The organism is Wenzhouxiangella sp. YN1, assembly GCF_056324145.1.
This window is the reverse complement of the sequence record NZ_JBJNIO010000155.1, coordinates 158,332-183,805: the sequence shown is the minus strand read 5'-3', so window position 1 is coordinate 183,805 and position 25,474 is coordinate 158,332. Positions and strand designations below refer to the sequence as shown.

The following is a 25,474-nucleotide window of genomic DNA, read 5'->3' as shown; positions in this document are numbered from 1 at the left end:
CGGCAAGCGCTGCTGGCTGCCGCCAAGGGCGGGTTCCGGCATGGACTTTGCAGGTCCAAGGTGCAATCAGGACATCTTCAAGGAGAGCGCCCATGGCGTTGCGTGAACCGCCGGCCAGCGCCGGCGCGACGAGCAAGATCGAGCAACTGCGTGATCTGCAGGAGGCCGGTGACCTGGACCGGGCCGAATCCGGCTATCGCGACTGGCTGGCTGCGCACCCGGACGACGCCACGGCGTGGCAGCTCCATGGCGTGGTCGCGTTTCAGCGCGGCCAGTTCAAGCTGGCCGTCGAGCGGCTTTCGCGCGCGCTTCAGATTCGGCCGGACTTTCCCCAGGCCCTGTCGAACCTGGGCAGCGTGATGCTGGCCATGGCGCAGATCGAGCAGGCAGAGAAACTGTTTCGTATGGCGCTCAAGTACGACCCGGACTATCCGGAAGCGGTCGGCAACCTGGGCGCGCTCCTCAATACCCGCGAGCGGTTCGACGATGCCCTGCCGGTGCTCGAGCGCGCTGTTGCGCTGCGCCCGACGCACGCCATGTCACATAACAATCTGGGCAATGCACTGGAAGAACTGGAGCGCAACCACGAGGCGCTGGACGCCTACGAAGAGGCCCGGCGGCTGGCGCCGGACAATGTGGTATTCACCGCTAACCTCGGCAAGATCCACCAGCGTCTGGGCCGACACGACCACGCCGTCGACTGCTTTGCCGCAGCGCTGGAGAGGGATCCGCACTGCGTCAGCGCGCTGTGCGGCATGGCCAGCGCCCGCCGGATCAAGCCCGAAGATCAAGAGGTGCAGCGGTTCAGCGAAGCCTTCTCCCGATTCGACAGCCTGCCGTACCGCGAGAAGGTGGACTTCCTGTTCGCCTGGGGCAAGCTCAGCGACGACATCGGCGAGCACGAGCAGGCGTTCGCCTGCTTCCGCAAGGCCAATGAATTCCGTCGTCACACCCGCCCGTATTCACGCCGCGGACATGAGCGCGAGCTCGAACGACTGCGCGACGTCTTCTCGGCCGAACGCCTGGCGGCGTACAAGAGCTCGAAATGCCAAAGTCGGGTGCCGATATTCGTGCTCGGCATGCCGCGTTCGGGCACCACGCTGACCGAGCAGATCATCGCCGGTCACCCCGCGGTTCACGGCGCGGGGGAGCTCAGGTGTCTGGAGCGCAGCGTGCGCGCCAATCTGATGCGCGAGACCGCTGGTAGTGCGGTCCTGGATCCAGGGCGACTGACCAGCGAGCGGCTCACGCGGGCGGCTTCGGCCTATCTGACCGACCTGCCGTGCGACTATCGTGATGACGAATTCGTGACCGACAAGATGCCGGCCAACTACCGCCATATCGGCGCCATTGCGCTGATGTTTCCGCGCGCGGCGATCCTCCACGTGCGCCGCCATCCGGTCGATAATCTGCTGTCCTGCTTCCAGCAGAATTTTGCCCGCGGACAGGCTTTCTCCAACGACCTGGAGGATGCGGCGCACCACTACCACGTCTATCGTCGTCTGATGGCCCACTGGCGAGACGTGCTGGGCGATCGCATTCTCGATGTCGACTATGAAGCGCTGGTGACCGACCCGGAAGGCCAGTCCCGACGCATTGCCGAATTCATCGGGCTGGACTGGAACGAGGCCATGCTCTGCCCGCACAAGGTCGAGCGCAGCATTCGCACGGCCAGTCAGTGGCAGGTGCGCCAGCCAATCCACACCGGATCGGTCGAGCGCTGGCGGCGCTACGAGGAGCAGCTCCAGCCGCTCATCGAGGCGCTGCAGGATTACGGTATATCGGTCTGAATCCCGGAGGCGCTGTGGAGCGGCGCTCCGCACACGGCGCCTGCGGTCCAATGACGCGGTTCCATTGCCCCAGTTTTTGTGACCATCGGGATAAAACGCGGCAACCCTAAAGTTTCTCCTTCCTGGTCCGCTAAAGACATTGAACGCGACTAATGGCTCCCGCCGGCAATGCAAGGGGGCGTCGTTAGGCGGGACCAAGCGGAAACAGTGGCTACATAAGGAGGAAACTCATGGGCCAGGTCATCAACACCAACATTCTGTCGCTGAACGCTCAGCGCAATCTCAATAATTCGCAGAGCCAGCTGGCGACCTCGCTCGAGCGTCTGTCTTCCGGCCTGCGCATCAACAGCGCCAAGGACGACGCGGCCGGTCTGGCCATCTCCGAGCGCTTCACCACGCAGATTCGCGGCCTTAACCAGGCCATGCGCAACGCCAATGACGGCATCTCCTTCGCGCAGACTGCCGAAGGCGCCTTGTCGACCATCGGCGATAGCCTGCAGCGCATTCGCGAGCTGGCGGTGCAGTCGGCCAACGACAGCAACTCGGCCCAGGACCGTCAGGCACTGAACAACGAAGTGCAGCAGCTGATTGCCGAAGTCGGCCGCGTGGCAGATTCGACCGAATTCAACGGTCAGGCCATTCTCGACGGCACGCTGTCCAATCTGGTCTTCCAGGTGGGCGCCAACCAGGGCCAGACCATTTCGGTTGACGGCGTGGATGCGCGTACCTCGCAGCTGGGTGCCAATGTCGGGACCGGTGACGCAATCGTCGCGTCTGCCGTATCCGGCACAGCTGCAGGTCTCAACGTCAACGGTGCCGATGTCGACCTCAGTGGCATCACATCAGCGAGTTCGACCAGCGATATTGTCGACAGGATCAACCAGGTATCGTCCGACAGCGGCGTCTTTGCCCAGGTCGCCAATGAAGTGTCGCAGGATCTGACCTACGCCACCGATGGCACCAACGATCGTACTCTCAGCATCAACAACGTCTCGATTGATATCACATCCGGCACCTCCGCCAGTGATGCCGCGGCCCTGATCAATGACGTTTCCGCCCAGACTGGCGTGACGGCCGAGGAAAGCGGCGGCACCATCACGCTGACCAGCTCCGGCTCTTCGATTGACGTGACTGAAGACGCCACCAACGCCGTGTTCGGAACCGAGGCCGGCGGTGCAGGCGGCAGCGAGAGCTTCCTTGCCGGCATCACGCTCTCGACCGAAGTGGGTGGTGCAATCAGTCTGGGTGGCGGCGATCAGGGCGAGGTCGGACTCGGTAGCTTCACCGCAAATAACGATGTCCTGGGTGATGTCAACGTGCTGACCCGGGAGGATGCTTCCGATGCCCTGCAGACCCTGGACTTCGCCTTGCAGCAGGTCAGCGGTCTGCGTGCCGAGCTGGGTGCGGTACAGACGCGTTTCGAGTCGACCATCGACAACCTCTCGATCGTGAACGAGAACCTGTCGGCCGCGCGTTCGCGCATCCAGGACGCCGATTTTGCATCGGAGACGGCCAACCTGACCAAGGCGCAGATTCTGCAGCAGGCCGGCACCTCGGTGCTGTCGCAGGCCAATACCACGTCACAGAACGTGCTGGCACTGCTCCAGTAATCGCAGCGGTCATGACCAACATGACCATGGGTCAAGGGGGGCCGGGCGGCAACGTCCGGCCCCTTTATGCATGACAGAAAGGTGAGGCAACAGCCGGGAGGCAAGTGATGGATACCAGCTTGTCAGTGAACCATCCAATGATTCGCGCGGCAGCGGACGAGCGGCAGACCGCGCCGCCTGGCCAGGCGGTGGCAGGTGCCCGGGGCGCAGGCGCGCAAGCGCTTCGATCCGGTTCGATCGATACCGAAGCGCTGCAGGCGCGCATGGAAAGCCTGGCCGAGCGCCTGCAGGATTACATGCGCGAGAATGGCAGGCAGCTCGAGTTTCAGATCAGCGACGAATCGGGTCAGGTGGTCATTCTGGTGCGCCATGCCGAAAGCGGCGAGGTGCTCAGAAGCATTCCGCCTGAAGAGGCGCGCGCTCTGGCCGAGCAGGCCAGCCTGCAGCAGCAGGCCAGGTTGCTCAGCGTGGAGGCGTAGCGGGTATGGTTTTTGCACGTAATCAACGCAGCCACCGCAACTGAAGAAGACCGCGATGAATAACGCGTATTTTGCACCCGGCATGGGAGCCGAAGGAGACAGAACATGATTCAGTCAATGGGCGTGGGTTCGGGCCTGGACCTCGATTCGCTGGTTCAGCAGATCGTCAGCGCCGAGCGGCAGCCGGTTGCCAGCCGTCTCAACCGTCATGAGGCGCGCTACAAGATGGAGCTGTCCGCCCTGGGCAACTTCAAGGGCGCGCTGTCGGGGCTGCAGTCTGCGGTGGAGGGCCTGACCGAAGGCGGCGCGATGAGCTCGGGGCGCAGCGCCAAAAGCAGCAGTACGGAAACCTTTGGCGCCGCGGCCGAGAGCAAGGCGGTTGCCGGCAGCTACAGCGTCGAGGTGCGCTCGCTGGCCACCGCGACCAAGCTTGCTTCCGGTCCCTTTGCCGACTCGCAGACAGCCGTGGGCACGGGCCAGCTGACGCTCGCCCTCGGCGATGCCGCTTTCAGCCTGAACATCGATTCGGGCAACAACACGCTGGCGGGCATTCGCGACGCCATCAACACAGCGGCAGACAATACCGGCATCTCGGCCACCATCATCAATGAATCCGGCGGCAGCCGGCTGGTGCTGACCGGCCAGGATACGGGGGCGGAGAACGACGTCACCATCACCGCTTCCGGCGGCGACGGCGGACTCGACAGCCTGGTGCACGACCCGAACGGTTCGGGCACGAGCAATCTTGCCGTCATCGAGACGGCGACTGACGCGCACGTGCGCGTGGAAGGCTTTGATCACTACAGCGCCAGCAACAGCGTCACCGGCGTGATCGATCACGTGACTCTGGATCTGAAGAAAGCCGATGTGAGCAATACACATGTGCTGACCATCAGCGAGAACCTCAGCTCGGCGCGGGAGCGGCTCGATGAGTTCATCGACAAGTACAACACCCTGATCGATGTCACCAACAAATTGACCGCCTATGACCCCGAAAGCGATCGTGCCGGCCCACTGCAGGGCGACGCCGGCGTGCGTGGCGTGATGTCACAGATCCGCAGCATCATCTCCGGCCAGGTGGGACAGGTTGCGGGCCAGCGCGACTCACTGGCAGTGTTCGGCATCACCACGGCGGCCGACGGCCAGCTCGAAGTCGACTCGGAAAAGCTTGATGGCGTGCTCGAGGCGCGGCCGGACGCGCTCGCCTCGCTGCTGGGCGGTGACAAGGGTATTGGCACCAGCCTGGACAGCTATCTCGGCAGCGTGCTGGGCAGCGGCAACCTGCTTGCGTCGCGCCAGGATGGCCTCAGCGACCGGCTCGATCAGATTGCCGATGAACGGCTGCGGCTCGATGATCGCATGGCGCAGGTCGAGGCTCGCTATATCAAGCAGTTCTCGGCAATGGATTCACTGGTGGCTCAACTCAATCAGACATCGGGTTTTCTCCAGCAGCAGCTGGCCAATATGCCGCTGGCGCAGAAGAAGTGATGGCGGCTCTCAAGTCGAATGCCGACGCGCCGCTACAGGGCCTGAAACCCGATCACGATTGCCAAACAGGTGGAACCCATGCTCGAAGCCTATCGCCAGAACAACGCGCTCAACGCTGAATACGCCGATCCGCACCAGCTCGTCAGCATGCTCTTCGACGGCGCCATGGAGCGCTTGTCCCGCGCCATCGGCCATATCGAGCGCGGTGAGACGGCGGCCAAGGGCGAGTGCATTTCGCGCGCGGTCTCCATTATCGCCGCGCTGCAGGACAGCCTCGATCACGATATCGGCGGCGAGTTCTCGCAGCGCCTCGAGGCGCTCTACGATTACATCACGCGGCGCCTGACCGAAGCCAACCTGCACAACAACAGCGCGATCATTCGCGAAGTGCAGGAACTGATCCAGCCGGTGCGCGAGGCCTGGAAGGCCGTGGGCCCGGAAGTGCGCGGCGCCTCCGGGCAGCGCTCGGCAGCGAGCGCATCATGACCGCGATGCCGTCCACTCGGCTGGACCGGATTCGCGAGCTGAACCTGGCCATCCGCGAAGAGGTGCAGCAGGCCAACCTGGCCGGCGCCAGCGAGCTGGCCGCGCAGCGTCACCGGCAGCTGATGGCGCTGTTTGCTAATATTCGCGAAGCGGCCGAGGATGAGGCGCTGGTGACCGAACTCTACACCACGCTCGAAAGCGACCGCCAGCTGATGCGTGATCTGGCAACTCTGCGTGAGCGCCTCGAGCATGAACTCGGCAGCGCCCGCAAGTCGACCCGTTCAGCGCGAGCCTATCTGGAAGCACAGCCGGGCTAGAGCCGCTGCCGCCTGCAGGGCGTGGCAAGCCCGGCTTCGATCGGCCTGGATCGGCCCGGATCCGGGCGCCCAGGCGCATTGATCAACCGGGAGCGGCACATGGTCAGCTATGAAGACAATCTGCCCCTCAAGTGGGCACCCGCCAGCGGCAGCGAACCCGCTGCCGACTGTGGCCGCAATCGGGCCAATCTGCTGGTGCTGGAGTCGGTTGCGGCGATCGAGGAAAAGCCCTCCGAGCACGCTTTCGAAGACTGTCCGGAAATACAGCAGGAACTGCGCCGCCTCGACGTCAAGTTGCATGTGCTGATGGAAATGGTGGCCCGGCTGCTGCGCGAGGAAGAGAGCCTGGGGCCCTCCCGCCCGGTACGCATTGCCCTCAAAACCCTGGAGTTTCGCGCCGCCGATGGCGAAGCCGCAGCCGGACAATCGGGAACGGTCAGCCTTCAGCTGCACTCAGGTGTGCCGACGCCGCTGGTCATGAACGGCCAGGTGGTGGAAGAGCTCGAGCGCGACGGCGAACGCTGGGTGCGCTTCGAGCCCGACCGCCTTTCCGAACCGCTGCGCGACGCGCTGTCGCGCCATGTCTTTCGTCATCACCGCCGCCAGGTTGCCGCCAGCCGCCGCGAGTAGTTTTCCGGGCAGCCGGCTTTTGCTGCTGGCAAGAGCCTGCCGCTTGCAGGTATAGTGTCCCTTCATCATGACTTCTGAACCTGAGCACAGCAGCGGCGCCTCGTCGCGCCCGGGTTATCTGCTGCCGGGCGGGCTGGTGCTGGCGTGTCTGTGCCTGGCGTTGTGGCTGTGGTTTGCGCCGCAGCCGACAGCGCCGGCACTGTCTGCCGCCGTGCTCACTGCGCTGGTGATTGCCGTTGCAATGACGCTGCCGACCAAACGCCACTCCGGCCGCTTTCGCCGGGCTTCGTCCGCTGCCGGGGGTGTCGCCGAGCCGTTGTCGGAACAGCCTGGCGCTGTCGACGGCATCCAGGCCGGGGAGCTTCGCTTTCTCAAGGTCTTTCGCTACAACCCCATCGCCATGGCGCTGGTCCGCCCCGATCAGCGCATTGCCTACACCAATCGACAGTTTCGCCTGCTCAGCGGCCTGGGCGAATCCGCGCTGGTCGGCCGCGCTGTCGAGCACATGGTGTACGGAAACGGCCGGGAGGCGCTGCGCGCCATGATTCAGCGAACCCTGGACAACCGCGCCGAAGACGAATGGCAGGAGTTTCGTTTTGTCGGCACCGGCGGACGGCACTGCTGGACGCGATTGAGCACCGAGTGCATCCAGGATGCGCAGGGGCAGGTGATCTACGCGCTCGTCATGGCCGAAGACATCAGCGAGCGCCGGCGCTTCGATGCCGAGCGGGCGGCCTATCAGAAGCGTCTTGAAGGGCTTTCACGTCGCCTGCTCGACGCCCAGGAAGAAGAGCGGCGCCACGTCGCGCGTGAGCTGCACGACGAGCTCGGACAGACCATGACCGCCATCAAGCTGGGGCTGCAGACGCTGCGCCTGGCGCCTGAACCATCGCAGCAGCAGATCGATCATATTTCTGCGCGCGTGGATGATCTGATTGATCAGGTGCGTCGCCTCTCGCGTGAACTGCGACCGTCGCTGCTCGATGATCTGGGCCTGGAAGCCGCGCTCCGCTGGCTGATCGACCAGCACCGGCGCGATCACGACATGCACGTTCACTTCACGGTCGAAGGCCTGAAAGAGCGGCCTTCTCATCGAGTCGAGTCCGCCTGTTTCCGGATTGTTCAGGAGGCGCTGACCAACGTCATGCGCCACGCCCGGGCAACGGCGGTTTCCGTCCGCCTGCGGCGCTGCGGTGACCAGCTCGAGTTCAGCATCGACGACGACGGCTGCGGGTTCGATCCCGGGCTGGCACGGGCGCAATCGAGCGGCGGTCGCAGCGTTGGCCTTTTGAGCATGCACGAGCGCGTGACCCTGCTCGGCGGCGAGTTCCGGATTGATTCGGAAATCGGGCTGGGCACGCGCGTTTCCGGCTGTATTCCAGTGGCCGATGCGGCGGCCGAAGAGCGCTTGTCCAGCGTGGGCGACCAACAACATGATCAGGAAGTGCAACATTGAAGCTCCGGGTCTTGCTGGCCGATGACCATCATCTGGTACGTTCGGGCATGCGCGCGCTGCTCGAAAGCTTCGACGGTATCGAGGTGGTGGCCGAAGCCGCCGACGGCTGGGAGGCAATCGATCTGGCTCGCGAGCACCGGCCCGACCTGGCGCTGATGGACATCGCCATGCCAGAGCTCAATGGTCTCGAGGCGCTTGCCGAGCTGCGCCAGCGGGTGCCGGAAACGCAGGTCATCATGCTGTCGATGCACGCCCATGAGGAATACGTCTTGCAGGCCCTGCGGCAGGGCGCCAGCGGTTATCTCCTCAAGGACTCGGCGCCGCTGGAGCTGCAGCTGGCGGTGCGTGCGGTCGAGCGCAACGAGACCTACCTCAGCCCGGCCATTTCCCGGCAGGTCATCGACGATTACCTCAGCCGAATCGACCAGGGCGACAGCCCGCTGGACCGGCTGACTCGTCGCCAGCGCCAGGTTGTGCAGCAGATCGCCGAGGGCTATTCCACGCGCGAAATCGCCGCGCGGCTCAACGTCTCGGTCAAGACCGTCGAAAGCCATCGGGCCAACCTGATGCGCCGGCTCGAGGTCCGTGATGTGGCCGCCATCGTGCGCTTTGCCGTGCGCTACGGCCTGGTAGCCGACCGAAACTGAGATCGTCTTCAATCCCCCCGCAAAAAGATCAGGGTATCCCCGATGCCGATTTCAGGGTTTGCCTGATCGCCTTTCCGGCGCGGTGACGTAAAACTGTCATCAACGTCTTTAGCGACGCAAAATTGACGACCTTAAAGGGGGGTCCCATGATGCAACCCGCACTGCAGGCGCGGGTCAGTGCACAACTGACCGTCACGCCCCAGCTTCAGCAAGCCATCGGACTGCTTCAGCTGTCCTCGCATGAACTCGAGCTCGAGTTGCGCAACGCGCTGGAAAACAACGTCTTTCTCGAGGCCGAAGAACTTGAAGACGAGGACGGGCAAGCAGCCGACGACCACACTCTGCAAGAATCCGGCCAGCTGCCCGACGACTGGCCGGTCAGTACTGCGTCAACGGCTTCCGGGCCGCTGCCCGAGCCGGATTACGCCGCCCCCGAAGCCGACCTGAAAGATCACCTGGCCTGGCAGCTGGACTTGTCTTCGCTGTCGCAGCGCGACCGCTTCATCGCCGCGGTCATCATCGATGCGCTCGATGACGACGGCTACCTTGCAGCAACGCCCGAGGCCCTGCTTGAAACTCTGGCGCAGGCGGCGGTCGACGCAGATGAGCTCGAAGCCGTGCGCCAGCAGATTCTGCAGCTCGATCCGGTCGGCTGCGGTGCGCTGGATCTGGCTGAGTGCCTGGCGCTGCAGCTTGAAGGCCGCGCGGCCTGTCAGACCGTGAGTGCCTGCGCCCGGGCCCTGATCGGCCTTGATCTGGCCGAGCTTGCCGAAGCCGACAGCAACCGTCTGGCCGAGCGTCTGGATTTTGCGCCGGAAACGGTGGCACGCGCCCTTGAGCTGGTACGCGGCCTGCAGCCCTATCCCGGGCGGCGTCTCAGCGGTGTGGCGGCAACCACCATCGTGCCCGATGTGCTGATCCGGCGCCGTCGCGGGCGCTGGGTAGTCGAGCTCAACCAGCAGGTGCTGCCGCGGCTGCGCCTCAACCGGCTCTACGAGGGTCTGATGGCGGAGTCGCGACAGGCGGGCGCGCATGCGGGCATGAGCGGCCAGCTGCAAGAAGCGCGCTGGCTGGTCAAAAGCGTGCAGATGCGCAACGAGACCCTGCTCAAGGTGGCCGCCGCCATCATGCAGCACCAGCACGGGTTCCTCGAGCGCGGTGAACTGGCCATGAAACCGATGGTATTGCGCGAGATCGCCGCGGCAGTGTCAATGCACGAGTCCACGGTCTCGCGCGTGACCACGCGCAAGTACATCCAGACGCCGCGCGGCAATTTCGAGCTGAAATACTTCTTCTCCAGCCGCCTGGCCACGCGCAATGGCAGCAGTTGTTCGGGCACGGCAGTGCGCGCCCTGGTGCGCCGCCTGATCGAGCAGGAAGAGCCCTTGAAGCCGCTCAGCGACGGCCAGATCGGCAAGCTGCTGGCCGCTCGCGGGGTACGCATTGCCCGGCGCACGGTGGCCAAATATCGCGAGGCGCTTGATATTCCACCGCTGGCCGAGCGCCAGGCGCTGGCCCGCAATCTGGTCGCCCGGCAGGCGCGGGCGCGGGTCTAGCGGCGCCAGGGTTTTTCGACTGCAGTCCGTTGTGCAGCAACAGTTTCAAAAAGGGGTCAATTCACCATGGATCTTTCCATCGAGTTTCCGGCTGATGCAGCCGTCAGCGATCTGAGCACCACCGCCGTCGACGCCAGCGGCCCTGATGACAGCGAAGGCCTGGTCGGGGAGTCGGTTGCCATGCATCAGGTTCGCCAGCTCATCCGCCAGGTTGCGCGCTTCGACAACAACGTGATGGTGCTCGGCGAGTCCGGCACCGGCAAGGAGCTGGTCGCCCGCGCAATTCACGACCGCTCCGACCGCGCCGACAGGCCTTTTGTGCCGGTCAACTGCGGTGCCATTCCATCTGAGCTGCTCGAAAGCGAGTTGTTCGGGCACGAAAAGGGCGCCTTCACCGGCGCAATTTCGCGCCGCCGCGGGCGCTTCGAGCTGGCCGAAGGGGGCACCCTGTTTCTCGACGAGATCGGCGACATGCCGGTGGCCATGCAGGTCAAGCTGTTGCGGGTGCTGCAGGAGCGCAGTTTCGAGCGTGTCGGCGGCACCGAAACGCTGCGCTGCAACGTGCGCGTGGTGGCGGCAACGCACCGCGACGTCGAACAGCGTATTGCCGAAGGCGAGTTCCGCGAGGATCTGTTCTACCGGCTCAATGTCTTTCCGATTCATATCCCGCCGCTGCGCGAACGCGTCGAGGATCTGCCCGCGCTGGTCGAGCACTTTGCCGTGCTCAACGAGGCTCGCGGCACCGGTGAGGTGGCTTTTACCGACGGCGCGCTGGCGTCGCTGGCCCAGCACCCCTGGCCGGGCAACGTGCGCGAACTGGTCAACCTGGTCGAGCGCATGGCCATCCTCAGCTCCGGGCGCAAGGTTCAGGCCCGCGACCTGCCGGCACGCTATCGCGTTGACTGCGAGGAGCTGGCCTCGCCGGCCCCGGAAACCGGACTGCAGGTGCCGTTCGAGGAGCGGGTGCTGCCGCAGCTGCCTGAAGACGGCCTCGACCTGAGACAGTACCTGGCCAACATCGAGTCTGCCCTGATCAGCCAGGCGCTGGCCGCTACGGCCGGCACGGTGGCCCACGCCGCCGAGGTGCTGAGCCTGCGGCGCACCACGCTGGTCGAGAAAATGAAGAAATACGGCCTCGAGTCGGCGGACTTCTGACGGCCCGTCCGGCCGTCCTGGAACGAGTTTTGCTTGCTGAATGGGTATGCCGCACAACATGGAGGCCCAATGACGGAATCAGCGCACCGGCTCGAAGAAGCGTTCGGCGCATTCAACCGTCTTTCCGAAGAGCTGACCGACGCCTACCGCGATCTCGAGAAGCGCACCGCCGTTCTGGCCGGGGAGCTGGCGAAGTCGCGGCGCGAAAAGGAACGTCAGCGCGCCGAGAAAGAGCGCCTGGCTGATCGCCTGGGCGCGCTGGTCGACTCGCTGCCCGGTGGCGTGATGGTGCTCGACGAGGCCGGTCGGATTGGTGAAAGCAACGCTCGGGCGCAGCAGTGGCTGGGCGCCAACATCGAAGGCGAGAGCCTGCCGGCAGTGCTGGCGCGGGCTGCGGCCCAGGCACAGACAGACGAAAACGAGCTGCGACTTGCCGATGGCCGCGAGCTGACCGTTTCCAGACAGGTTGCCGAGGGCGGCCTGGAAACCATCGTGCTGTTGACCGACGTGACCGAGCAGCGTCGGCTGCAGGCGCGCCTGGCGCGCAACCGCCGGCTGGCGGCGATGGGCGAAATGGCCGCGCGCCTGGCCCATCAGGTGCGAACGCCGCTGTCTTCGGCCCTGTTGTATGCCGCTCATCTGAGCGATCGGGAACTGAGCGCCGAGCGCCGCCGCAGATTCGGGCAGCGGCTGATCGACCGCCTGCGCGACCTCGAGCACATGACGCGCGACATGCTGGGTTTCGTGCGCGGCGGCTGTGGCCCGACCGAGCAGCTGGCGGTTGCCGAACTGCTGCAGGAGCTGCGGGCCGCGCTGGCGGCCGCCATGGCCGGCGGCGCGCGGCTGGAGGTGGTCGACCGCAGCGCCGGGGCGTGCCTGCAGGGCGACCGTCAGGCGCTGGTCGGCGTGCTCTGCAATCTGATCGAGAACGCATGGCAGGCCGGCGACCGGTACACGCAGGTGACGCTGGAGGTCGAGCGTGGAATCGATGGCCTGGTGCTGTTGCGGGTGCGCGATAACGGCCCCGGCATCGAGCCGGAAGACCAGCTGCGCATCTTCGAACCTTTCTTTACCCGCCGCGGCGGCGGCACCGGCCTGGGGCTGGCGGTGGTTCGCTCGGTGGTGCAGTCGCACCAGGGTGAGGTCCATCTTGCATCCACGCCGGGGCAGGGCAGCTGTTTCACCCTCGAGCTGCCGCGCGTGGCGCGCGGCAGTCGTGACTATCCGGCGGCGGCCGTTGCTGGAGAGCAGTCATGAGTGATTTCCGCATTCTTCTGGTCGAAGACGACCAGCCCCTGAGAGAGGCACTGCAGGAAACCCTCGAGCTCGAACATTTCGACGTGCTGACTGCCGCCGACGGCCGCGCGGCGCTGGAGGTGCTCGGGCACACAGCCATCAGCCTGGTGATTTCCGACATCCAGATGCCGGGCTGGGACGGTCTGGAATTATTGCGCCGGCTGCGCCGACAGCATTCGGACCTGCCGGTGATGCTGATGACCGCCTTCGGCAGCGTGCCGCAGGCGGTGTCGGCGGTGCGCGCCGGCGCGGTGGATTATCTGATCAAGCCGATCGAGGCCGATCAGCTGATCGAGCGCGTTCAGCGTTTCCGTGGTCGGCCTGAAGACTCTGCAGAGCTGGTTGCCCACGATCCACTCTCGCGCAGCCTGGCCGATATGGCGCGGCGGGTGGCCGCTGCCGAGGTCAGCGTGTTGCTTTCCGGCCCCAGCGGCAGCGGCAAGGAAGCCTACGCCCGCTACATCCATCACCATTCCGGTCGCGGCGAGGGCCCGTTCGTGGCCGTCAACTGCGCGGCCATTCCCGAAACCATGATCGAGGCCGAGCTGTTCGGCCACGAAAAGGGGGCGTTTACCGGCGCCGAGCGGGCGCGCGTGGGCCGGTTCGAGTCCGCCAATGGCGGCACGCTGATGCTCGACGAGATTTCGGAGCTGGATATCGGCCTGCAGGCCAAGCTGTTGCGGGTGCTGCAGGAGCACGAAGTCGAGCGCCTGGGCGGCAGCGGCAGCATCAAACTCGACGTGCGCGTGATCGCCGCCACCAATCGGGATCTGGCCAGCGAGGTGCGGGCCGGGCGCTTTCGGGAGGATCTGTTCTATCGGCTCAACGTGTTTCCGCTCAGCCTGCCGGCGCTGGCCAAGCGGCCGGGCGATATCCAGCCGCTGGCCGAGCGCGCCCTGGCGCGCCATCATCGTGGCCGGGGCGTGGTGCCGGCCCTGACCGGGGAGGCCCTGGCTGCGCTCGAGGCGCACGCCTGGCCAGGCAACGTGCGCGAGCTCGATAACGTGATTCAGCGCGCTCTGGTGCTGGCCGGGGGGCGCGAGGAGATTCGCGCCGGCGACCTGTTTTTCGAGCATGTCACCGCGGCCGCGGCAGGGCCTGCCGAGGACAGTGGCGGCGACCTGCAGCGCTCGGTAGCCGATCGCGAGGCCGAGGTCATTCTCGACACCCTGCGCCACGAAGCCGGGCATCGCGGCCGCACCGCCGAGCGCCTGGGCATCAGCCCGCGCACTCTGCGCTACAAGCTGGCCCGGCTGCGCGAGGCTGGGCTGCGCATTCCCGGTGACGGTGGCCCGGAATTTGCAGCAGACAGGGCATCGGTCTGAGCGGCCGGCAAGAAGGAGATGGATCAATGAGCGATATGTCGATTCAGCAGGTTCTGTCGCAGATGCGCGCGCTCAAGAGCGCCTCCGGCCTGGAGCAGGGGCAGCCGGCAGCGCAGGGCGGCAACGAGGTCAACTTTGCCGAAATCATGAGCCGCTCGCTTGAACGGGTCAACGAAAGCCAGCAGACGGCGGCCGGAATGTCGGCGGCGTTCGAGCGCGGCGAATCGGACGCGGATCTCACTGAAGTGATGATCGCGATGCAGAAAGCGCGGGTGTCGTTCGAGGCCATGAGCGAGGTGCGCAACAAGCTCGTCGACGCCTACAAGCAAATTCAGAACATGCCCATTTGATAAGGGCCGGGACGCAAGGAAATTCAAGCAATGGCGGCACAGGATCTGGTGGCTGGCAGGGATCAGGGCAGCGGGGCTTCAACGGCCTCGGTCTCGGGCCTGAACGTGATCGATCAGGTACCCGGTCTGCGGCAGCTGATGCTGCTGGTGGGCCTGGCGGCCGCCGTGGCCGTGGGCGTGGGCATTGCGTTGTGGTCCTCGCAGGACACCGGCTATGGCCTGCTCTACGGCAATCTCGATGATCGCGATGCCGCCCAGGTGGTCCAGGCGCTGGAGGCCGCTGGCATCGAGCACCGTTATGAGTCCGGCCGCGGCGCCATCATGGTGCCGACCGATGCCCTGCACGAGGCGCGTTTGCAGCTTGCCTCGCAGGATCTGCCGGCCGCCTCCGGCGCCGGCTTCGAGATGTTCAATGAGTCCGGCGGGTTGACGGAAAGCCAGTTCATGGAAGGTGCGCGCTATCAACGCGCGCTCGAGGTCGAGCTGCAGCGCACGGTGGCCAGCATCAGCGCGGTACGCGCCGCGCGGATTCATCTGGCGATGCCGCGCGACAGCGTCTTCGTGCGTGACCGCCGCCCGGCCAGCGCCTCGGTGCTGGTGCAGATGCATCCCGGTCGGCGGCTGGAGTCGGGCCAGGTGATGGCGATTGTCAACCTGGTGGCCTCGTCGGTGCCCAACATGGCGCGCTCACAGGTCGCGGTAATCGACCAGCACGGCATGCTGCTGTCGGCAAGGCTCAACGAGGAAGAAGACCCGGCCAACGCCGCGCTTGATCGCGTGCAGCGCATCGAGGAGCGCCTCAGTCGGCGCATCGAGCAGCTGCTCACGCCGGTGGTTGGTTACGGTCGCGTGCGTGCCCAGGTGGCCGCCGATCTGGAGCTCTCCAGCACTGAAGAAACCCAGGAACGCTACGACCCGGCCGGCCAGGTCATTCGCAGCGAGCAGGGCAGCGAGCAGCGCGGTGATGCCGACGCAGTCACTGCCACCGGTGTGCCGGGGGCGCTCAGCAATCAGCCGCCGGCGGCCGCCGGTCAGGCCGGAAACAATGGCGCCACCAACCAGGACGGCAGCGTCGACGGCAACCAGCCGCCGGTGACCAGCCGCGATTACGTTCGCAACTACGAGGTCGATCGCACCATTCGCCACATTCTGGCGCCGGCCGGCGAATTGCGCCGCCTGTCGGTTGCGGTGGTGGTCGACGAGCAACGCGTGACCAATGACGATGGTGAAGTGGTGAGCCAGCCGCACTCGGCAGAGGCGCTCGAGCGCATGACCACGCTGGTGCGTGAGGCGGTCGGTTTTGACCCGGCCCGTGGCGACACCGTCAGCGTGGTGAACGCGGCATTCCAGACGGCCGAGCTGGGTGAAGACGCCAGCACCGACACGTCTTCCTTCATGGACCGGATCGATCTGATGGGGCTGGCCCGGATTGGCGCCGGTGCCCTGGTGGTGCTGCTGCTGATCATGGCGGTGATCCGTCCGCTGTTGCGCCAGCTTGTGCAGCTGCCGGCCAAGCGCCAGCTGGTAACGCATTCGCCAGCCAGCCTGAGCCACGACGCCAGCGCGGCGCAAGACGACAGGAAGTCGCTGGTCAGCGACCCGAGCCAGCAGTATGAGGAACGTATCGCCGCGGCCAAGTCGGTGGTCTCGCAGGACCCCAAGCGGGTGGCCCAGGTGGTCAAGCAGTGGGTAGGCGAGGATGAGTAGACAGAAGCCGGGAGAGCTCAACGGCACCGAACGCGCGGCGATTCTGCTGATGTCGCTGGGCGAGGAGCAGGCCTCGGAGGTGCTCAAGCACATGGGTGCGCGCGACGTGCAGCGCATCGGCACCTCCATGGCAACACTCGATTCGGTGTCGCGTGATCAGGCCCTGGACGTGCTCGACGCCTTCATTGCCACGGTAGAAGACAAGACCTCTCTGGGCGTGGGCTCCGACGATTATGTCCGGCGGGTGCTGGAGCAGGCGCTGGGCGACAAGGCCTCGGGTCTGATCGATCGCATTCTGCTGGGGCGCAAGAGCAAGGGGCTCGAAGCGCTCAAGTGGATGGATCCGCGCAGCGTCGCCGAGATGATTCGTCAGGAACACCCGCAGATCATTGCCATCGTGCTGGCCTACCTCGAGGCCGATCACGCCGCCGAGGTGCTCGACACGCTGCCCGAGCGGGTGCGTCCGGACGTGATCATGCGGATTGCCACGCTCGACGGCATTCCGCCGTCGGCCTTCAACGAGCTCGACGAGGTGATGGAAAAGCAGTTCTCCGGCAATGAAAACCTCAAGTCATCGAGCGTGGGCGGGGTGCGTGCCGCCGCTGAAATCCTCAACCTGGTCGACGGCAATATAGAAGAGTCGGTGCTGGCCGGTGTCAATGAAGTTGACGAGAGCCTTGGCCAGAACATCCAGGAACAGATGTTCGTGTTCGATAACCTTGCAGACATCGACGACCGCGGCATTCAGACGCTGCTGCGCGACGTGCAGTCCGACACCCTGGTGCTGGCGCTCAAGGGTGCCGAATCGACGGTGCGCGAGAAGATCTTCAAGAACATGTCAAAGCGTGCCGGCGAGATGCTCGAGGAGGATCTCGAAGCCAAGGGGCCGGTCAGGTTGTCCGATGTCGAGGCCGCGCAGAAGGAAATCCTGGGAACGGCCCGCCGCCTGGCCGATCAGGGCCAGCTCGACCTGGGCGGCAAGGGCGAAGAGTATGTCTGAGATTCTGGCGCGCGAAAAGGTTGACAAGCTGGAGCGTTGGCAGGCGCCGGATGTAGCCCGTGCCGGCGGCCGGGACAGGCCGGCCGGAGAGCAGCGCCGGCCTTCGGTCTACAGCGCGCGCGCGCTAGAAGCGCTGCAGAAGCAGGCCTGGGACGAAGCCTGGGCCGAAGGTCTGGCCGCCGGTCGCCAGGCTGGCGAGGAAGAGGTGCAGGCGCGCGCACGCCAGCTTGAATCACTGATCGAGGCGATGCAGCAGCCGCTGGGGGCAGTGGATGAGGAAGTCGAATCCGAGCTGGTGCAGCTGGCCCTGGCTGTCGCCCGGCAGATCATACGGCGGGAGCTGCGCAGCGAGCCCGAACACGTGATTGCGGCGGTGCGTGAGGCGCTTGCCGAACTGCCCGCCAACAGCCGTCAGGTACGCGTGCATCTGCACCCGCAGGATGCCGAGCTGGTTCGCCACACCCTGGCCAACCCGGCCGGTGAAACCAGCTGGGAGCTGCGCGAGGATCCGATGCTCGAGCGCGGCGACTGCCGCGTGAGCAGCCAGACGGCCAGCGTCGATGCGACCCTGGAGACGCGGCTGGCAACCGTGGCCGCTCGCGTGCTGGGTGGCCACCGCGAGAGCGACGCGCCCGCGAGCGATCCCGGGCCGGAGGATGGTGAGCCGGCATGAACAGCGCTCGGGCAGCCAATTGGGCCGGCCGGCTGCGCCAGCGCCAGCAGGCGGTGGCCGGGCCGTCGGTCAACGCCTGCGGCAAGCTCAAGCGTGTAGTCGGCCTGACCCTCGAGGCCGTGGGCGTCGAGGCCGCGCTGGGCGAGCGCTGCTGGGTGCTGGGTGAAAACGACAGAAAGCTCGAGGCGGAAGTGGTGGGCTTTGCCGAAGACAGCGTCTATCTCATGCCCACCGAAGAGATTCGCGGCCTGTCGCCCAATGCCCGCGTGATGGCGGGTGGTGGTCGCCTGGATGCGCCGGTTGGCCAGGGCTTGTTGGGCCGCGTTGTCGACGGCGCCGGCGTGCCGCTGGACGGGCGCGGTCCGATCATGACCGGGCAGCGCGCGCCCCTGGCCGGGGAGCCGATCAATCCGCTCGATCGCCAGCCCATTCGTGAGCCGCTGGACGTGGGCGTGCGTGCCATCAACTCGCTGTTTACCGCCGGTCGCGGCCAGCGTCTGGGCCTGTTTGCCGGTTCGGGCGTGGGCAAGTCGACCCTGATGGGCATGATGACCCGCTTTACCGAGGCCGATGTCATTGTCGTTGGCCTGATCGGTGAGCGCGGCCGCGAGGTGCGCGATTTCGTTGAAACCACGTTGGGCGAGGAGGGCATGCGCCGCGCGGTGGTCGTGGCCACGCCGGCCGATCGGCCGCCCTTGATGCGCATGCGCGGCGCCTGGATGGCCACCACCATTGCCGAACATTTTCGCGACCAGGGTCTCAAGGTGCTGCTGCTGATGGATTCGCTGACGCGATTTGCCCAGGCCAAGCGCGAAATCGCCTTGGCGGTGGGTGAGCCGCCGGCGACCAAGGGTTATCCGCCTTCGGTATTCGCCAGCCTGCCAACCCTGGTCGAACGCGCCGGCAACAGTGGTCACGGCGGCGGATCGCTGACCGCCTTTTACACCGTGCTGGTCGAAGGCGATGACACCAATGATCCGATTGCCGACGCCTCCCGGGCCATTCTGGACGGTCATATCGTGCTCGATCGCCAGCTGGCCGAATCCGGCATTTTCCCTGCCATCGACGTGGAATCGTCGATCTCGCGGGCAATGAACGAGATCACCGACGCCGGCCACCAGCAGCTGGTGCGCCGCTACCGGCAAGTTCATGCCGCTTACCGGCAAAACGAGGACCTGATTGCCGTCGGTGCCTACCGCAAGGGGAGTGATCCGCGCATCGACGAAGCGGTCGCGTTGCGTCCGGGAATGCTCGATTTTATCCGTCAGGACAGCAACCGCGCGGTCTCGCTGCGTGAAAGCCTGACGGCATTGGAACGGATCATGACGGGTTCGTCGGAGGAACGCGATGCTGGCACATAACTTGCTTGTATATTGGCAGTGAATGAGGAGTTCGTGAATCAATGACCCGTTCAGAGCGTTTGCATCGCGTTGCCAATCAGATGGAGCAGGAGCAAAGCGCCAGCTCCAGGCGCATGGCCGATCTGCGTTCGTCCCTGCTCAATGAAGAGTCCCGGCTGGAGACGTTGCGCGCGCATCTGGCCAGCTATCGGCAGGGTTTCAGCGAGTCGCATCGCAACGGCGCGCTGGCGGTCAACGTGCGCAACTACGCGCACTTTACCGATCGGCTGCAGCTGGCCGTCGATGAGCAGACGCAGCGCGTTGCGTTGGCACAGCAAGCTTACGAGCGCCAGCTGGCGGTATGGAAAGAGCAGCGCGCCCGCGTCAAGGCCGTCGAGAGCGTGGCCGATAAACAGGCTGTTCGTGAGCAACGCCTGGCCGAGCGCGTCGAGCAGCGCTTCATCGACGATCTGGTGACCCGGCGCTTCGTGACCTCGGGCTCCTGAACATGACGCAGGCTTCCCTGCCGGTGTTGCTGGCCCTGCCGCAGCTCGATCCATCAGCGGCAGCCATGCTGCGGCCCGATATGAGCGATGACGGTTTTGCCGGCATTGCAGCGCTGTTTGACCTCGATGCCGCTTCGGCTCTGGCGCCTGACGCGCAGCCGGGGTTGCCGGCAGCCACCGCTGCCACAGGCGGCGAACTTGACGGCGAGAAAGACCAGGGTGGTCAGGGGCTTGATCCGGATCGGTGGCTTGCGCTGTTGAACGGCCGGCATGCTGGCCAGCTGGCATCGGGTTTGATACACAATGAAGCGGCTCTGGCTGCGGCGCAAACGGGAGCTTCGGCGCCGGAGGCGGCGCAGGCGAGCGGCCAGCCCCCGAGTCTGTCCGGTAACGCCCGCTCGGGCAGCCAGAACGCATTGCTGCAGGCTTTTCTCGCGGCCAGTGCTGAGGGTGAAAGCCTGGAGCCGATGTCTGCAGTGGCGCGACGGTTGATGAGTGCGGAGTCGGCCGGGCAGAAGCCCGGGCTCGGCCTGTCGCAGACAACCCATCGCGCCGAGGGTGATGCGAACACCCTGCTTGAACGTCTGACCGCGCAGCAGCATCGCCGCGGCCCAACGGCGGCGTTGACCGACCGGCAGGCCGCGCCGGCCAGGGAAGCCCTGCCTTCAAGCCTGGCGCTCACGACGGCTGCCGAGAACGCACCCGAGGCGGGCTCGAAGCTGATTCAGGAGCTGACGGCCTCGAGTCCTGACGCGTCGTTGACGCGGGAGGCCGGGCGGACGCTGCTGGAAACGCAGGCCAGGGCGGCGGATACAGCCCGCGCGACTCAAGCTGCCGATTCCGGGCTGGCGGCCCGGGGTGAGCTTGCCGGCCTCCAGCCCGGCTCGAACCCGCTGCAGGCAGCGCTGACCGGCGCCACCCTGGCGCCGGGGCCGCAGGGCTCGGCTGCTGCCAGCCAGACCTTTGATCACGTCGCCTTGATGCTGCGGCAGGGCAGTTCCGAAGCTCGGCTGCAGCTCAAGCCGCCGGAGCTCGGCCAGGTGGATATCCGCATCGAGGTCGACGGCAAGGAAGCCCGCGTTCACCTGACCGCGCAGCAGGCGCAGACCCGCGAGGCGCTCGAGCAGCTGCTGCCGCGCTTGCGTGAGTCGCTGGCCGGGCAGGGGGTCGAGCTCAGCGAGGCGCATGTCGACCATTCCGGCGGGCAGTTTTCCGGGCACCGGGACGACGCGCCCGGCGATGACGAAGCTTCTTCCCGCGGCAGCCGTTCGGCGCACGCCGCAGACAACGGCTCTGCAATCGATGACCGAGCTGCTGCGCCGCCGATGGGCTTGCGCGGCCTGGTCGATCTCTACGCCTGATTCATCGGCCCGATCGGGCCGAGCGCTCGGCACTCTGTCTGTCAGCCCGTCACGAGCCCGGGATTCTGCCTGCGTCGGAAAGCCGACGCCCGGCCGGCCCGGGCCCTGGCACGGCTTTTGCTCCTTACAGGACGAGATTTCAGTTCTGGCAATGGAGCAAGCACGATGGCGGAAAAAGACGACACACCGGCGGTAGCCAAGGGCGGCCTGTCCCGATTGCTGATCGTGGCGCTGCTGGTGGGTATCGTGTCCGCCGGCGCAGCCGCCGGGGGCGTGTATTTCATCGTTCAATCGCAGGCCGATGCATCGGCCGGCGGCAACGATCAGCCCGAAGCCGAAGCCCCTTCCGGTCCGGCCATCTATCACGAGATCACGCCGTCTTTCGTCGTCAATCTGGACGACGGCGGCAGCGTCCGGTTTCTTCAGGCCAGCATCCAGGTGATGAGCCGGGACAAGAAAGTCATCGCCGGCCTGGAGCGACACACGCCGCTGCTGCGCAACAACCTGCTGATGTTGTTGTCGGGCGCGTCGCGGCAGGAGATCGCCACGCGTGAGGGCAAGGAAGCGCTGCGCGAAGCCGCGCTTGAGGAAGTGCGCGAGGTCCTTGACTCCGAGGGCGAGCCCAGCGCGGTGGAGGAATTGTATTTCACGGCTTTTGTCGTGCAATAGGCGGGTGCGTTCATGAGCAGAAACGACATTCTTGACCAGGACGAAATCGATGCCCTGCTGCACGGCGTCGACTCCGGCGCGGTCGACACCGAAGAGGGAACGGCGGCCGAAGGCGAGATCCAGTCCTTTGACTTTGCCAATCACGATCGCATCGTGCGCGGCCGCATGCCGACGCTGGAAATGATCAATGAACGCTTCGCGCGGCACTTTCGCATCGGCCTGTTCAACATGCTGCGGCGCTCGGCCGAGATTTCGGTCGAAAGCGTCGACATGATGAAGTTTCAGGAGTACATGCGCACGCTGCCGGTGCCCACCAGCCTCAACCTGATGAACATCAAGCCGCTGCGCGGCACCAGTCTGCTGGTGCTGGATGCGCGGCTGATCTTTGCCGTGGTCGATACGTTCTTCGGCGGCGACGGCCGCTTCCACGCCAAGATCGAGGGGCGCGAGTTCACGCCGGTGGAAACGCGCGTCATTCAGCGCATGCGCGAACGCATTTTTGAAGACCTGGCCGAAGCCTGGAAGCTCGCCATGGATGTGGAGTTCGAGTTTCACAACATGGAGGTCAACCCGCAGTTCGCCAATATCGTCAGCCCCTCCGAGATTGTGGTTGTCACCCGCTTTACCGTCGAGCTGGAAGGAACCAGCGGCGAGCTGCACGTCACCATTCCGTATTCCGCGGTAGAGCCGATTCGCGAGGTGCTGGACTCGGGCATGGCCTCTGACCGCATGGTCCGTGACGAGCGCTGGATGAACGCCCTGCGCGAGGAAATTCGCGATGCCGAGGTCAGCATGAAAGTGGAACTGTGCAAGAAGCGGGTGACGCTTTCCGACCTGGTGAGCATGCGGCCGGGGGACGTGATTCCGATAGACCTGCCCGACGAGGTGCCGGTGTATGTCGAAGGCGTGCCGTGCTTTCGCGGCGCCCTTGGATCGGCCAGAGACAACTATGCAGTCAAGATCATGAACCGAGTGGAGCGTAATCGCGGAGAGTCGAAGCCATGAATGATGCAAGCAACAGACACGACAGCCAGCGCGAAGAGACCGAAGAAGAGCGCCAGGTCCGTGAAATGGAAGAAGCCCAGCGCGCAGGCGAGCAGGCGCAGGCGGAAGCAGAAGCGGAGGAGACTGAAAAAGCGCAGTTCGAACAGCTTGACGATAACGCCCCGCTGGCCGGATCGGATGTCAATCTCGACGTGATTCTGGACGTGCCCGTCGCGCTGTCGATGGAAGTCGGACGCACGCAGATCAGCATTCGCAATTTGCTGCAGCTCAATCAGGGCTCGGTGGTGGAGCTCGATCGCACCGCCGGTGAACCGCTGGATGTCTACGTCAACGGCACCCTCGTGGCGCACGGTGAGGTGGTGGTAGTCAATGAAAAGTTCGGCATTCGTCTGACCGACGTCATCAGTCCGTCCGAACGAATCAAGAACCTGAAATGAACACGACTCGCCTGACGTCTGCCCTCGGTCTGGCGCTGGTCGGCGCTCCAGCGCTGGCCAGCGAGCTGGCGCCGGTGGGCGGCAGCGGCCAGCTCTTGCGCACGGCGCTGGGGCTGATTCTGATACTGGGCCTGGTGTTCGCGCTGGCCTGGGCGGCGCGGCGGATCTCGGGCGGGCGCCTGGGCGTGCGCTCGGGTGATGGCCCCATTCACATCGTCGGCCAGCAGGCGCTGGGCGTGAAAGAGCGGCTGCTGCTGGTCGAAGTCGACGGACGTCGCATCCTGCTGGGCGTCAGCCCCGGCCGCATTGGTCACCTGGCCGATCTGGGGCAGGCCGAAGCAGGCTTCGACGAACACCTTGCCGGCAGCCGGCGCGAGGCGCGGGAGTGATGCGCTGGCTGACGTGTATCGTGCTGCTGATGCCGGCGCTGTCGCTGGCCGCGCCGGGCATCGATATCGTCACGGTCGAGCCGGCAGCCGAAGGCGGGGGCCAGACCTGGAGCATCACGCTGCAGGTGTTGGTGCTGATGACCCTGCTCACCCTGCTGCCTTCGATCATGCTGATGTTCACTTCGTTTACCCGCATCATCGTGGTGCTGGCCATCCTGCGCCAGGCCATGGGCATGGCGACCACGCCGCCCAACCAGGTGTTGATCGGCCTGGCGCTGTTTCTGACCCTGTTCGTGATGGCGCCGGTGTGGACCGAGCTCTATACCGAGGCGGCTGTGCCTTACATGGAAGAGGACATCGAGCTTGAAGAAGCGCTCGAGCGCGGCCGTGAGCCGATTCACCGCTTCATGCGTCATCAGGTGCGCGAAACCGATCTGGCCCTGTTCGCCGGCCTGGCCGGCAACAACGAAGGCTTCGAGTCGGCCGAGGACGTGCCGTTCCGGATTCTGGTGCCGGCTTTCCTCACCAGCGAACTGAAAACGGCTTTCATGATCGGCTTTCTGGTTTTCATTCCTTTCGTGATCATCGATCTGGTGGTCGCCAGCGTGCTCATGTCGATGGGCATGATGATGCTCTCGCCGATGCTGATCTCGCTGCCGTTCAAGCTGATGCTGTTCGTGCTGGTCGACGGCTGGGGCCTGATCATGGGCACGCTGGCCTCGAGTTTCTATATGGGAGGTGGCTAGCATGAGCCCGGACATGGTGGTCGATATCGGTCAGCAGGCGCTCTGGGTCGTGGTGCTTCTGCTGGCGCCGTTGCTGCTGTCGGCCCTGGCCGTGGGCCTGGCCGTGGGCATGTTTCAGGCCGCCACGCAGATCAACGAAATGACGCTGAGTTTCATTCCCAAGCTGGCGGTGGTGGCGCTGGCCCTGGCCCTGGCCGGACCCTGGATGCTGGATCTGATCGTCAACTTCACGCGCACGTTGATCATGAGCATCCCCGAGCTGATCGACCTGGGCTGACCATGCCGGTGGTCACCGAATCGCAGCTGCTGGCCTGGCTCGGCGAGGTGCTCTGGCCGATGTTCCGGATTGCCGGCATGCTGATGATCGCGCCGATGTTCGCCGCCGGTTCGGTGCCGGCGCGCGTTCGCATGCTGTTGTCACTGACGCTTGCGCTGGCGGTTTATCCGCTGCTGCCACCGATCGGGAACGTGCCGGGGTTTTCTCTGGAAGGCCTGCTGGTGGGCGCGCAGCAGGTGCTCATCGGCCTGGCGGCCGGGTTCATCATTCAGCTGGTTTTCGATGGCGTGGTGATCGGTATCCAGACGGCGGCCATGAGCATGGGGCTGGGGTTTGCCCTGTTCATCGACAACGACAGCGGTGCCCAGGTGCCGGTGCTCAGCCAGTACCACCTGATTGCCGCCATGCTGATTTTTCTCAGCCTCAATGGTCATATCCTGCTGGTCGAGATGATCATCGACAGTTTTGCGGCGCTGCCGGTGGCGCCGCTCGGCTTCGATCGCGACGCCGCCTGGCAGATCGCCGGCTACGGCGGCCAGATGTTCGTCGGTGCGCTGCGGGTGGCCCTGCCGGCGGCAACCGCTGTGTTGATCGTCAATCTCAGCATTGGCGTGATCAGCCGCGCGGCCCCCAGCCTGAATCTGTTCGCCGTCGGTTTTCCGATGACGATGCTCACCGGCTTCGTGATTCTGATGGCCACGCTGCCGGCCCTGGCCAATACGCTGGCGGCGCTGCTCGATCACGCCTTTGCTGCGGTTTACGATCTTTGGGGGTAGGCG

At 65.3% G+C, this 25,474-nt stretch carries 27 protein-coding genes; all 27 read left to right on the top strand.

The genetic code is table 11. The features are described 5' to 3' along the window. Positions 1-92 precede the first annotated feature (92 nt). The gene (locus ACEWQZ_RS12145; protein WP_476483359.1) at positions 93-1,790 is read left to right on the top strand and encodes a sulfotransferase; all 1,698 of its coding nucleotides are present in this window, start codon (positions 93-95) and stop codon (positions 1,788-1,790) included. A gap of 230 nt (positions 1,791-2,020) precedes the next feature. Then, positions 2,021-3,400 carry a flagellin N-terminal helical domain-containing protein gene (locus tag ACEWQZ_RS12140; RefSeq protein ID WP_476483358.1) on the top strand — a complete coding sequence of 460 codons (1,380 nt, stop codon included), beginning with the start codon at positions 2,021-2,023 and terminating at the stop codon, positions 3,398-3,400. 107 nt (positions 3,401-3,507) lie between these two features. Continuing rightward, on the top strand, positions 3,508-3,879 hold the full coding sequence (locus ACEWQZ_RS12135; RefSeq protein ID WP_476483357.1) for a flagellar protein FlaG: 372 nt from the start codon (positions 3,508-3,510) through the stop codon (positions 3,877-3,879). Between the two features lie 105 nt (positions 3,880-3,984). Then, positions 3,985-5,367, top strand: a complete 1,383-nt coding sequence (gene fliD / locus ACEWQZ_RS12130; protein WP_476483356.1) for a flagellar filament capping protein FliD — start codon at positions 3,985-3,987, stop codon at positions 5,365-5,367. 78 nt (positions 5,368-5,445) lie between these two features. Then, the gene (fliS, locus tag ACEWQZ_RS12125) at positions 5,446-5,853 is read left to right on the top strand and encodes a flagellar export chaperone FliS (RefSeq protein ID WP_476483355.1); all 408 of its coding nucleotides are present in this window, start codon (positions 5,446-5,448) and stop codon (positions 5,851-5,853) included. Further along, the gene (locus tag ACEWQZ_RS12120; protein WP_476483354.1) at positions 5,850-6,170 is read left to right on the top strand and encodes a hypothetical protein; all 321 of its coding nucleotides are present in this window, start codon (positions 5,850-5,852) and stop codon (positions 6,168-6,170) included. Before fliS ends, ACEWQZ_RS12120 begins: the two co-directional genes overlap by 4 nt. A 99-nt stretch (positions 6,171-6,269) precedes the next feature. Further along, the gene (locus ACEWQZ_RS12115; RefSeq protein ID WP_476483353.1) at positions 6,270-6,800 is read left to right on the top strand and encodes a PilZ domain-containing protein; all 531 of its coding nucleotides are present in this window, start codon (positions 6,270-6,272) and stop codon (positions 6,798-6,800) included. Between the two features lie 67 nt (positions 6,801-6,867). Next, positions 6,868-8,256: a PAS domain-containing sensor histidine kinase gene (locus ACEWQZ_RS12110; RefSeq protein WP_476483352.1), complete on the top strand. Its 1,389-nt coding sequence runs from the start codon at positions 6,868-6,870 to the stop codon at positions 8,254-8,256. After that, positions 8,253-8,903, top strand: a complete 651-nt coding sequence (locus ACEWQZ_RS12105) for a response regulator (protein WP_476483351.1) — start codon at positions 8,253-8,255, stop codon at positions 8,901-8,903. The genes ACEWQZ_RS12110 and ACEWQZ_RS12105 overlap by 4 nt, the downstream gene beginning before the upstream one ends. A gap of 146 nt (positions 8,904-9,049) precedes the next feature. Beyond that, positions 9,050-10,459 carry an RNA polymerase factor sigma-54 gene (locus ACEWQZ_RS12100; protein WP_476483350.1) on the top strand — a complete coding sequence of 470 codons (1,410 nt, stop codon included), beginning with the start codon at positions 9,050-9,052 and terminating at the stop codon, positions 10,457-10,459. Between the two features lie 66 nt (positions 10,460-10,525). Further along, entirely contained in the window at positions 10,526-11,614 is a 1,089-nt protein-coding gene (locus tag ACEWQZ_RS12095; protein ID WP_476483349.1) for a sigma-54 interaction domain-containing protein, read from the top strand. Positions 11,615-11,683: 69 nt separating this feature from the next. After that, complete coding sequence (locus tag ACEWQZ_RS12090; RefSeq protein ID WP_476483348.1) at positions 11,684-12,871, top strand: sensor histidine kinase; 1,188 nt, start codon at positions 11,684-11,686, stop codon at positions 12,869-12,871. After that, entirely contained in the window at positions 12,868-14,235 is a 1,368-nt protein-coding gene (locus ACEWQZ_RS12085) for a sigma-54-dependent transcriptional regulator (protein ID WP_476483347.1), read from the top strand. The genes ACEWQZ_RS12090 and ACEWQZ_RS12085 overlap by 4 nt, the downstream gene beginning before the upstream one ends. Before the next feature lie 26 nt (positions 14,236-14,261). Then, on the top strand, positions 14,262-14,585 hold the full coding sequence (gene fliE / locus ACEWQZ_RS12080) for a flagellar hook-basal body complex protein FliE (RefSeq protein WP_476483346.1): 324 nt from the start codon (positions 14,262-14,264) through the stop codon (positions 14,583-14,585). A 30-nt stretch (positions 14,586-14,615) separates the two neighbouring features. Further along, positions 14,616-16,292 carry a flagellar basal-body MS-ring/collar protein FliF gene (gene fliF / locus ACEWQZ_RS12075; RefSeq protein WP_476483345.1) on the top strand — a complete coding sequence of 559 codons (1,677 nt, stop codon included), beginning with the start codon at positions 14,616-14,618 and terminating at the stop codon, positions 16,290-16,292. Then, positions 16,285-17,292, top strand: a complete 1,008-nt coding sequence (gene fliG, locus ACEWQZ_RS12070; protein ID WP_476483344.1) for a flagellar motor switch protein FliG — start codon at positions 16,285-16,287, stop codon at positions 17,290-17,292. The genes fliF and fliG overlap by 8 nt, the downstream gene beginning before the upstream one ends. Then, the gene (locus ACEWQZ_RS12065; protein ID WP_476483343.1) at positions 17,285-17,965 is read left to right on the top strand and encodes a flagellar assembly protein FliH; all 681 of its coding nucleotides are present in this window, start codon (positions 17,285-17,287) and stop codon (positions 17,963-17,965) included. The genes fliG and ACEWQZ_RS12065 overlap by 8 nt, the downstream gene beginning before the upstream one ends. Beyond that, positions 17,962-19,326: a flagellar protein export ATPase FliI gene (gene fliI / locus ACEWQZ_RS12060; RefSeq protein WP_476483342.1), complete on the top strand. Its 1,365-nt coding sequence runs from the start codon at positions 17,962-17,964 to the stop codon at positions 19,324-19,326. Before ACEWQZ_RS12065 ends, fliI begins: the two co-directional genes overlap by 4 nt. 41 nt (positions 19,327-19,367) lie before the next feature. Then, positions 19,368-19,811: a flagellar export protein FliJ gene (gene fliJ / locus ACEWQZ_RS12055; protein WP_476483341.1), complete on the top strand. Its 444-nt coding sequence runs from the start codon at positions 19,368-19,370 to the stop codon at positions 19,809-19,811. Between the two features lie 2 nt (positions 19,812-19,813). Beyond that, positions 19,814-21,172 carry a flagellar hook-length control protein FliK gene (locus tag ACEWQZ_RS12050; RefSeq protein ID WP_476483340.1) on the top strand — a complete coding sequence of 453 codons (1,359 nt, stop codon included), beginning with the start codon at positions 19,814-19,816 and terminating at the stop codon, positions 21,170-21,172. A gap of 165 nt (positions 21,173-21,337) precedes the next feature. Further along, positions 21,338-21,841, top strand: coding sequence for a flagellar basal body-associated FliL family protein (locus ACEWQZ_RS12045; protein ID WP_476483339.1), 504 nt, complete (start codon positions 21,338-21,340; stop codon positions 21,839-21,841). Positions 21,842-21,853: 12 nt separating this feature from the next. Continuing rightward, positions 21,854-22,846, top strand: a complete 993-nt coding sequence (gene fliM, locus ACEWQZ_RS12040) for a flagellar motor switch protein FliM (protein WP_476483338.1) — start codon at positions 21,854-21,856, stop codon at positions 22,844-22,846. Further along, complete coding sequence (fliN, locus tag ACEWQZ_RS12035; RefSeq protein ID WP_476483337.1) at positions 22,843-23,283, top strand: flagellar motor switch protein FliN; 441 nt, start codon at positions 22,843-22,845, stop codon at positions 23,281-23,283. The genes fliM and fliN overlap by 4 nt, the downstream gene beginning before the upstream one ends. Then, the gene (gene fliO, locus ACEWQZ_RS12030; RefSeq protein ID WP_476483336.1) at positions 23,280-23,672 is read left to right on the top strand and encodes a flagellar biosynthetic protein FliO; all 393 of its coding nucleotides are present in this window, start codon (positions 23,280-23,282) and stop codon (positions 23,670-23,672) included. Before fliN ends, fliO begins: the two co-directional genes overlap by 4 nt. Further along, positions 23,672-24,418, top strand: a complete 747-nt coding sequence (fliP, locus tag ACEWQZ_RS12025) for a flagellar type III secretion system pore protein FliP (RefSeq protein ID WP_476483335.1) — start codon at positions 23,672-23,674, stop codon at positions 24,416-24,418. The genes fliO and fliP overlap by 1 nt, the downstream gene beginning before the upstream one ends. Position 24,419: 1 nt before the next feature. Continuing rightward, positions 24,420-24,695 carry a flagellar biosynthesis protein FliQ gene (fliQ, locus tag ACEWQZ_RS12020; protein WP_476483334.1) on the top strand — a complete coding sequence of 92 codons (276 nt, stop codon included), beginning with the start codon at positions 24,420-24,422 and terminating at the stop codon, positions 24,693-24,695. A 2-nt stretch (positions 24,696-24,697) separates the two neighbouring features. Continuing rightward, positions 24,698-25,471: a flagellar biosynthetic protein FliR gene (fliR, locus tag ACEWQZ_RS12015; protein ID WP_476483333.1), complete on the top strand. Its 774-nt coding sequence runs from the start codon at positions 24,698-24,700 to the stop codon at positions 25,469-25,471. Positions 25,472-25,474: the final 3 nt, after the last annotated feature.

Coding starts and splice junctions, on each gene's coding strand:
- ACEWQZ_RS12100 (WP_476483350.1), top strand. CDS start 9,050: ATGATGCAACCCGCACTGCAGGCGCGGGTCAGTGCACAACTGACCGTC.
- ACEWQZ_RS12065 (WP_476483343.1), top strand. CDS start 17,285: ATGTCTGAGATTCTGGCGCGCGAAAAGGTTGACAAGCTGGAGCGTTGG.
- fliN (WP_476483337.1), top strand. CDS start 22,843: ATGAATGATGCAAGCAACAGACACGACAGCCAGCGCGAAGAGACCGAA.
- ACEWQZ_RS12135 (WP_476483357.1), top strand. CDS start 3,508: ATGGATACCAGCTTGTCAGTGAACCATCCAATGATTCGCGCGGCAGCG.
- fliE (WP_476483346.1), top strand. CDS start 14,262: ATGAGCGATATGTCGATTCAGCAGGTTCTGTCGCAGATGCGCGCGCTC.
- fliF (WP_476483345.1), top strand. CDS start 14,616: ATGGCGGCACAGGATCTGGTGGCTGGCAGGGATCAGGGCAGCGGGGCT.
- ACEWQZ_RS12090 (WP_476483348.1), top strand. CDS start 11,684: ATGACGGAATCAGCGCACCGGCTCGAAGAAGCGTTCGGCGCATTCAAC.
- ACEWQZ_RS12045 (WP_476483339.1), top strand. CDS start 21,338: ATGGCGGAAAAAGACGACACACCGGCGGTAGCCAAGGGCGGCCTGTCC.
- ACEWQZ_RS12050 (WP_476483340.1), top strand. CDS start 19,814: ATGACGCAGGCTTCCCTGCCGGTGTTGCTGGCCCTGCCGCAGCTCGAT.
- ACEWQZ_RS12115 (WP_476483353.1), top strand. CDS start 6,270: ATGGTCAGCTATGAAGACAATCTGCCCCTCAAGTGGGCACCCGCCAGC.
- fliO (WP_476483336.1), top strand. CDS start 23,280: ATGAACACGACTCGCCTGACGTCTGCCCTCGGTCTGGCGCTGGTCGGC.
- ACEWQZ_RS12085 (WP_476483347.1), top strand. CDS start 12,868: ATGAGTGATTTCCGCATTCTTCTGGTCGAAGACGACCAGCCCCTGAGA.
- ACEWQZ_RS12110 (WP_476483352.1), top strand. CDS start 6,868: ATGACTTCTGAACCTGAGCACAGCAGCGGCGCCTCGTCGCGCCCGGGT.
- ACEWQZ_RS12140 (WP_476483358.1), top strand. CDS start 2,021: ATGGGCCAGGTCATCAACACCAACATTCTGTCGCTGAACGCTCAGCGC.
- fliD (WP_476483356.1), top strand. CDS start 3,985: ATGATTCAGTCAATGGGCGTGGGTTCGGGCCTGGACCTCGATTCGCTG.
- fliP (WP_476483335.1), top strand. CDS start 23,672: ATGCGCTGGCTGACGTGTATCGTGCTGCTGATGCCGGCGCTGTCGCTG.
- ACEWQZ_RS12145 (WP_476483359.1), top strand. CDS start 93: ATGGCGTTGCGTGAACCGCCGGCCAGCGCCGGCGCGACGAGCAAGATC.
- fliG (WP_476483344.1), top strand. CDS start 16,285: ATGAGTAGACAGAAGCCGGGAGAGCTCAACGGCACCGAACGCGCGGCG.
- fliM (WP_476483338.1), top strand. CDS start 21,854: ATGAGCAGAAACGACATTCTTGACCAGGACGAAATCGATGCCCTGCTG.
- ACEWQZ_RS12120 (WP_476483354.1), top strand. CDS start 5,850: ATGACCGCGATGCCGTCCACTCGGCTGGACCGGATTCGCGAGCTGAAC.
- fliS (WP_476483355.1), top strand. CDS start 5,446: ATGCTCGAAGCCTATCGCCAGAACAACGCGCTCAACGCTGAATACGCC.
- ACEWQZ_RS12095 (WP_476483349.1), top strand. CDS start 10,526: ATGGATCTTTCCATCGAGTTTCCGGCTGATGCAGCCGTCAGCGATCTG.
- fliJ (WP_476483341.1), top strand. CDS start 19,368: ATGACCCGTTCAGAGCGTTTGCATCGCGTTGCCAATCAGATGGAGCAG.
- fliI (WP_476483342.1), top strand. CDS start 17,962: ATGAACAGCGCTCGGGCAGCCAATTGGGCCGGCCGGCTGCGCCAGCGC.
- fliQ (WP_476483334.1), top strand. CDS start 24,420: ATGAGCCCGGACATGGTGGTCGATATCGGTCAGCAGGCGCTCTGGGTC.
- fliR (WP_476483333.1), top strand. CDS start 24,698: ATGCCGGTGGTCACCGAATCGCAGCTGCTGGCCTGGCTCGGCGAGGTG.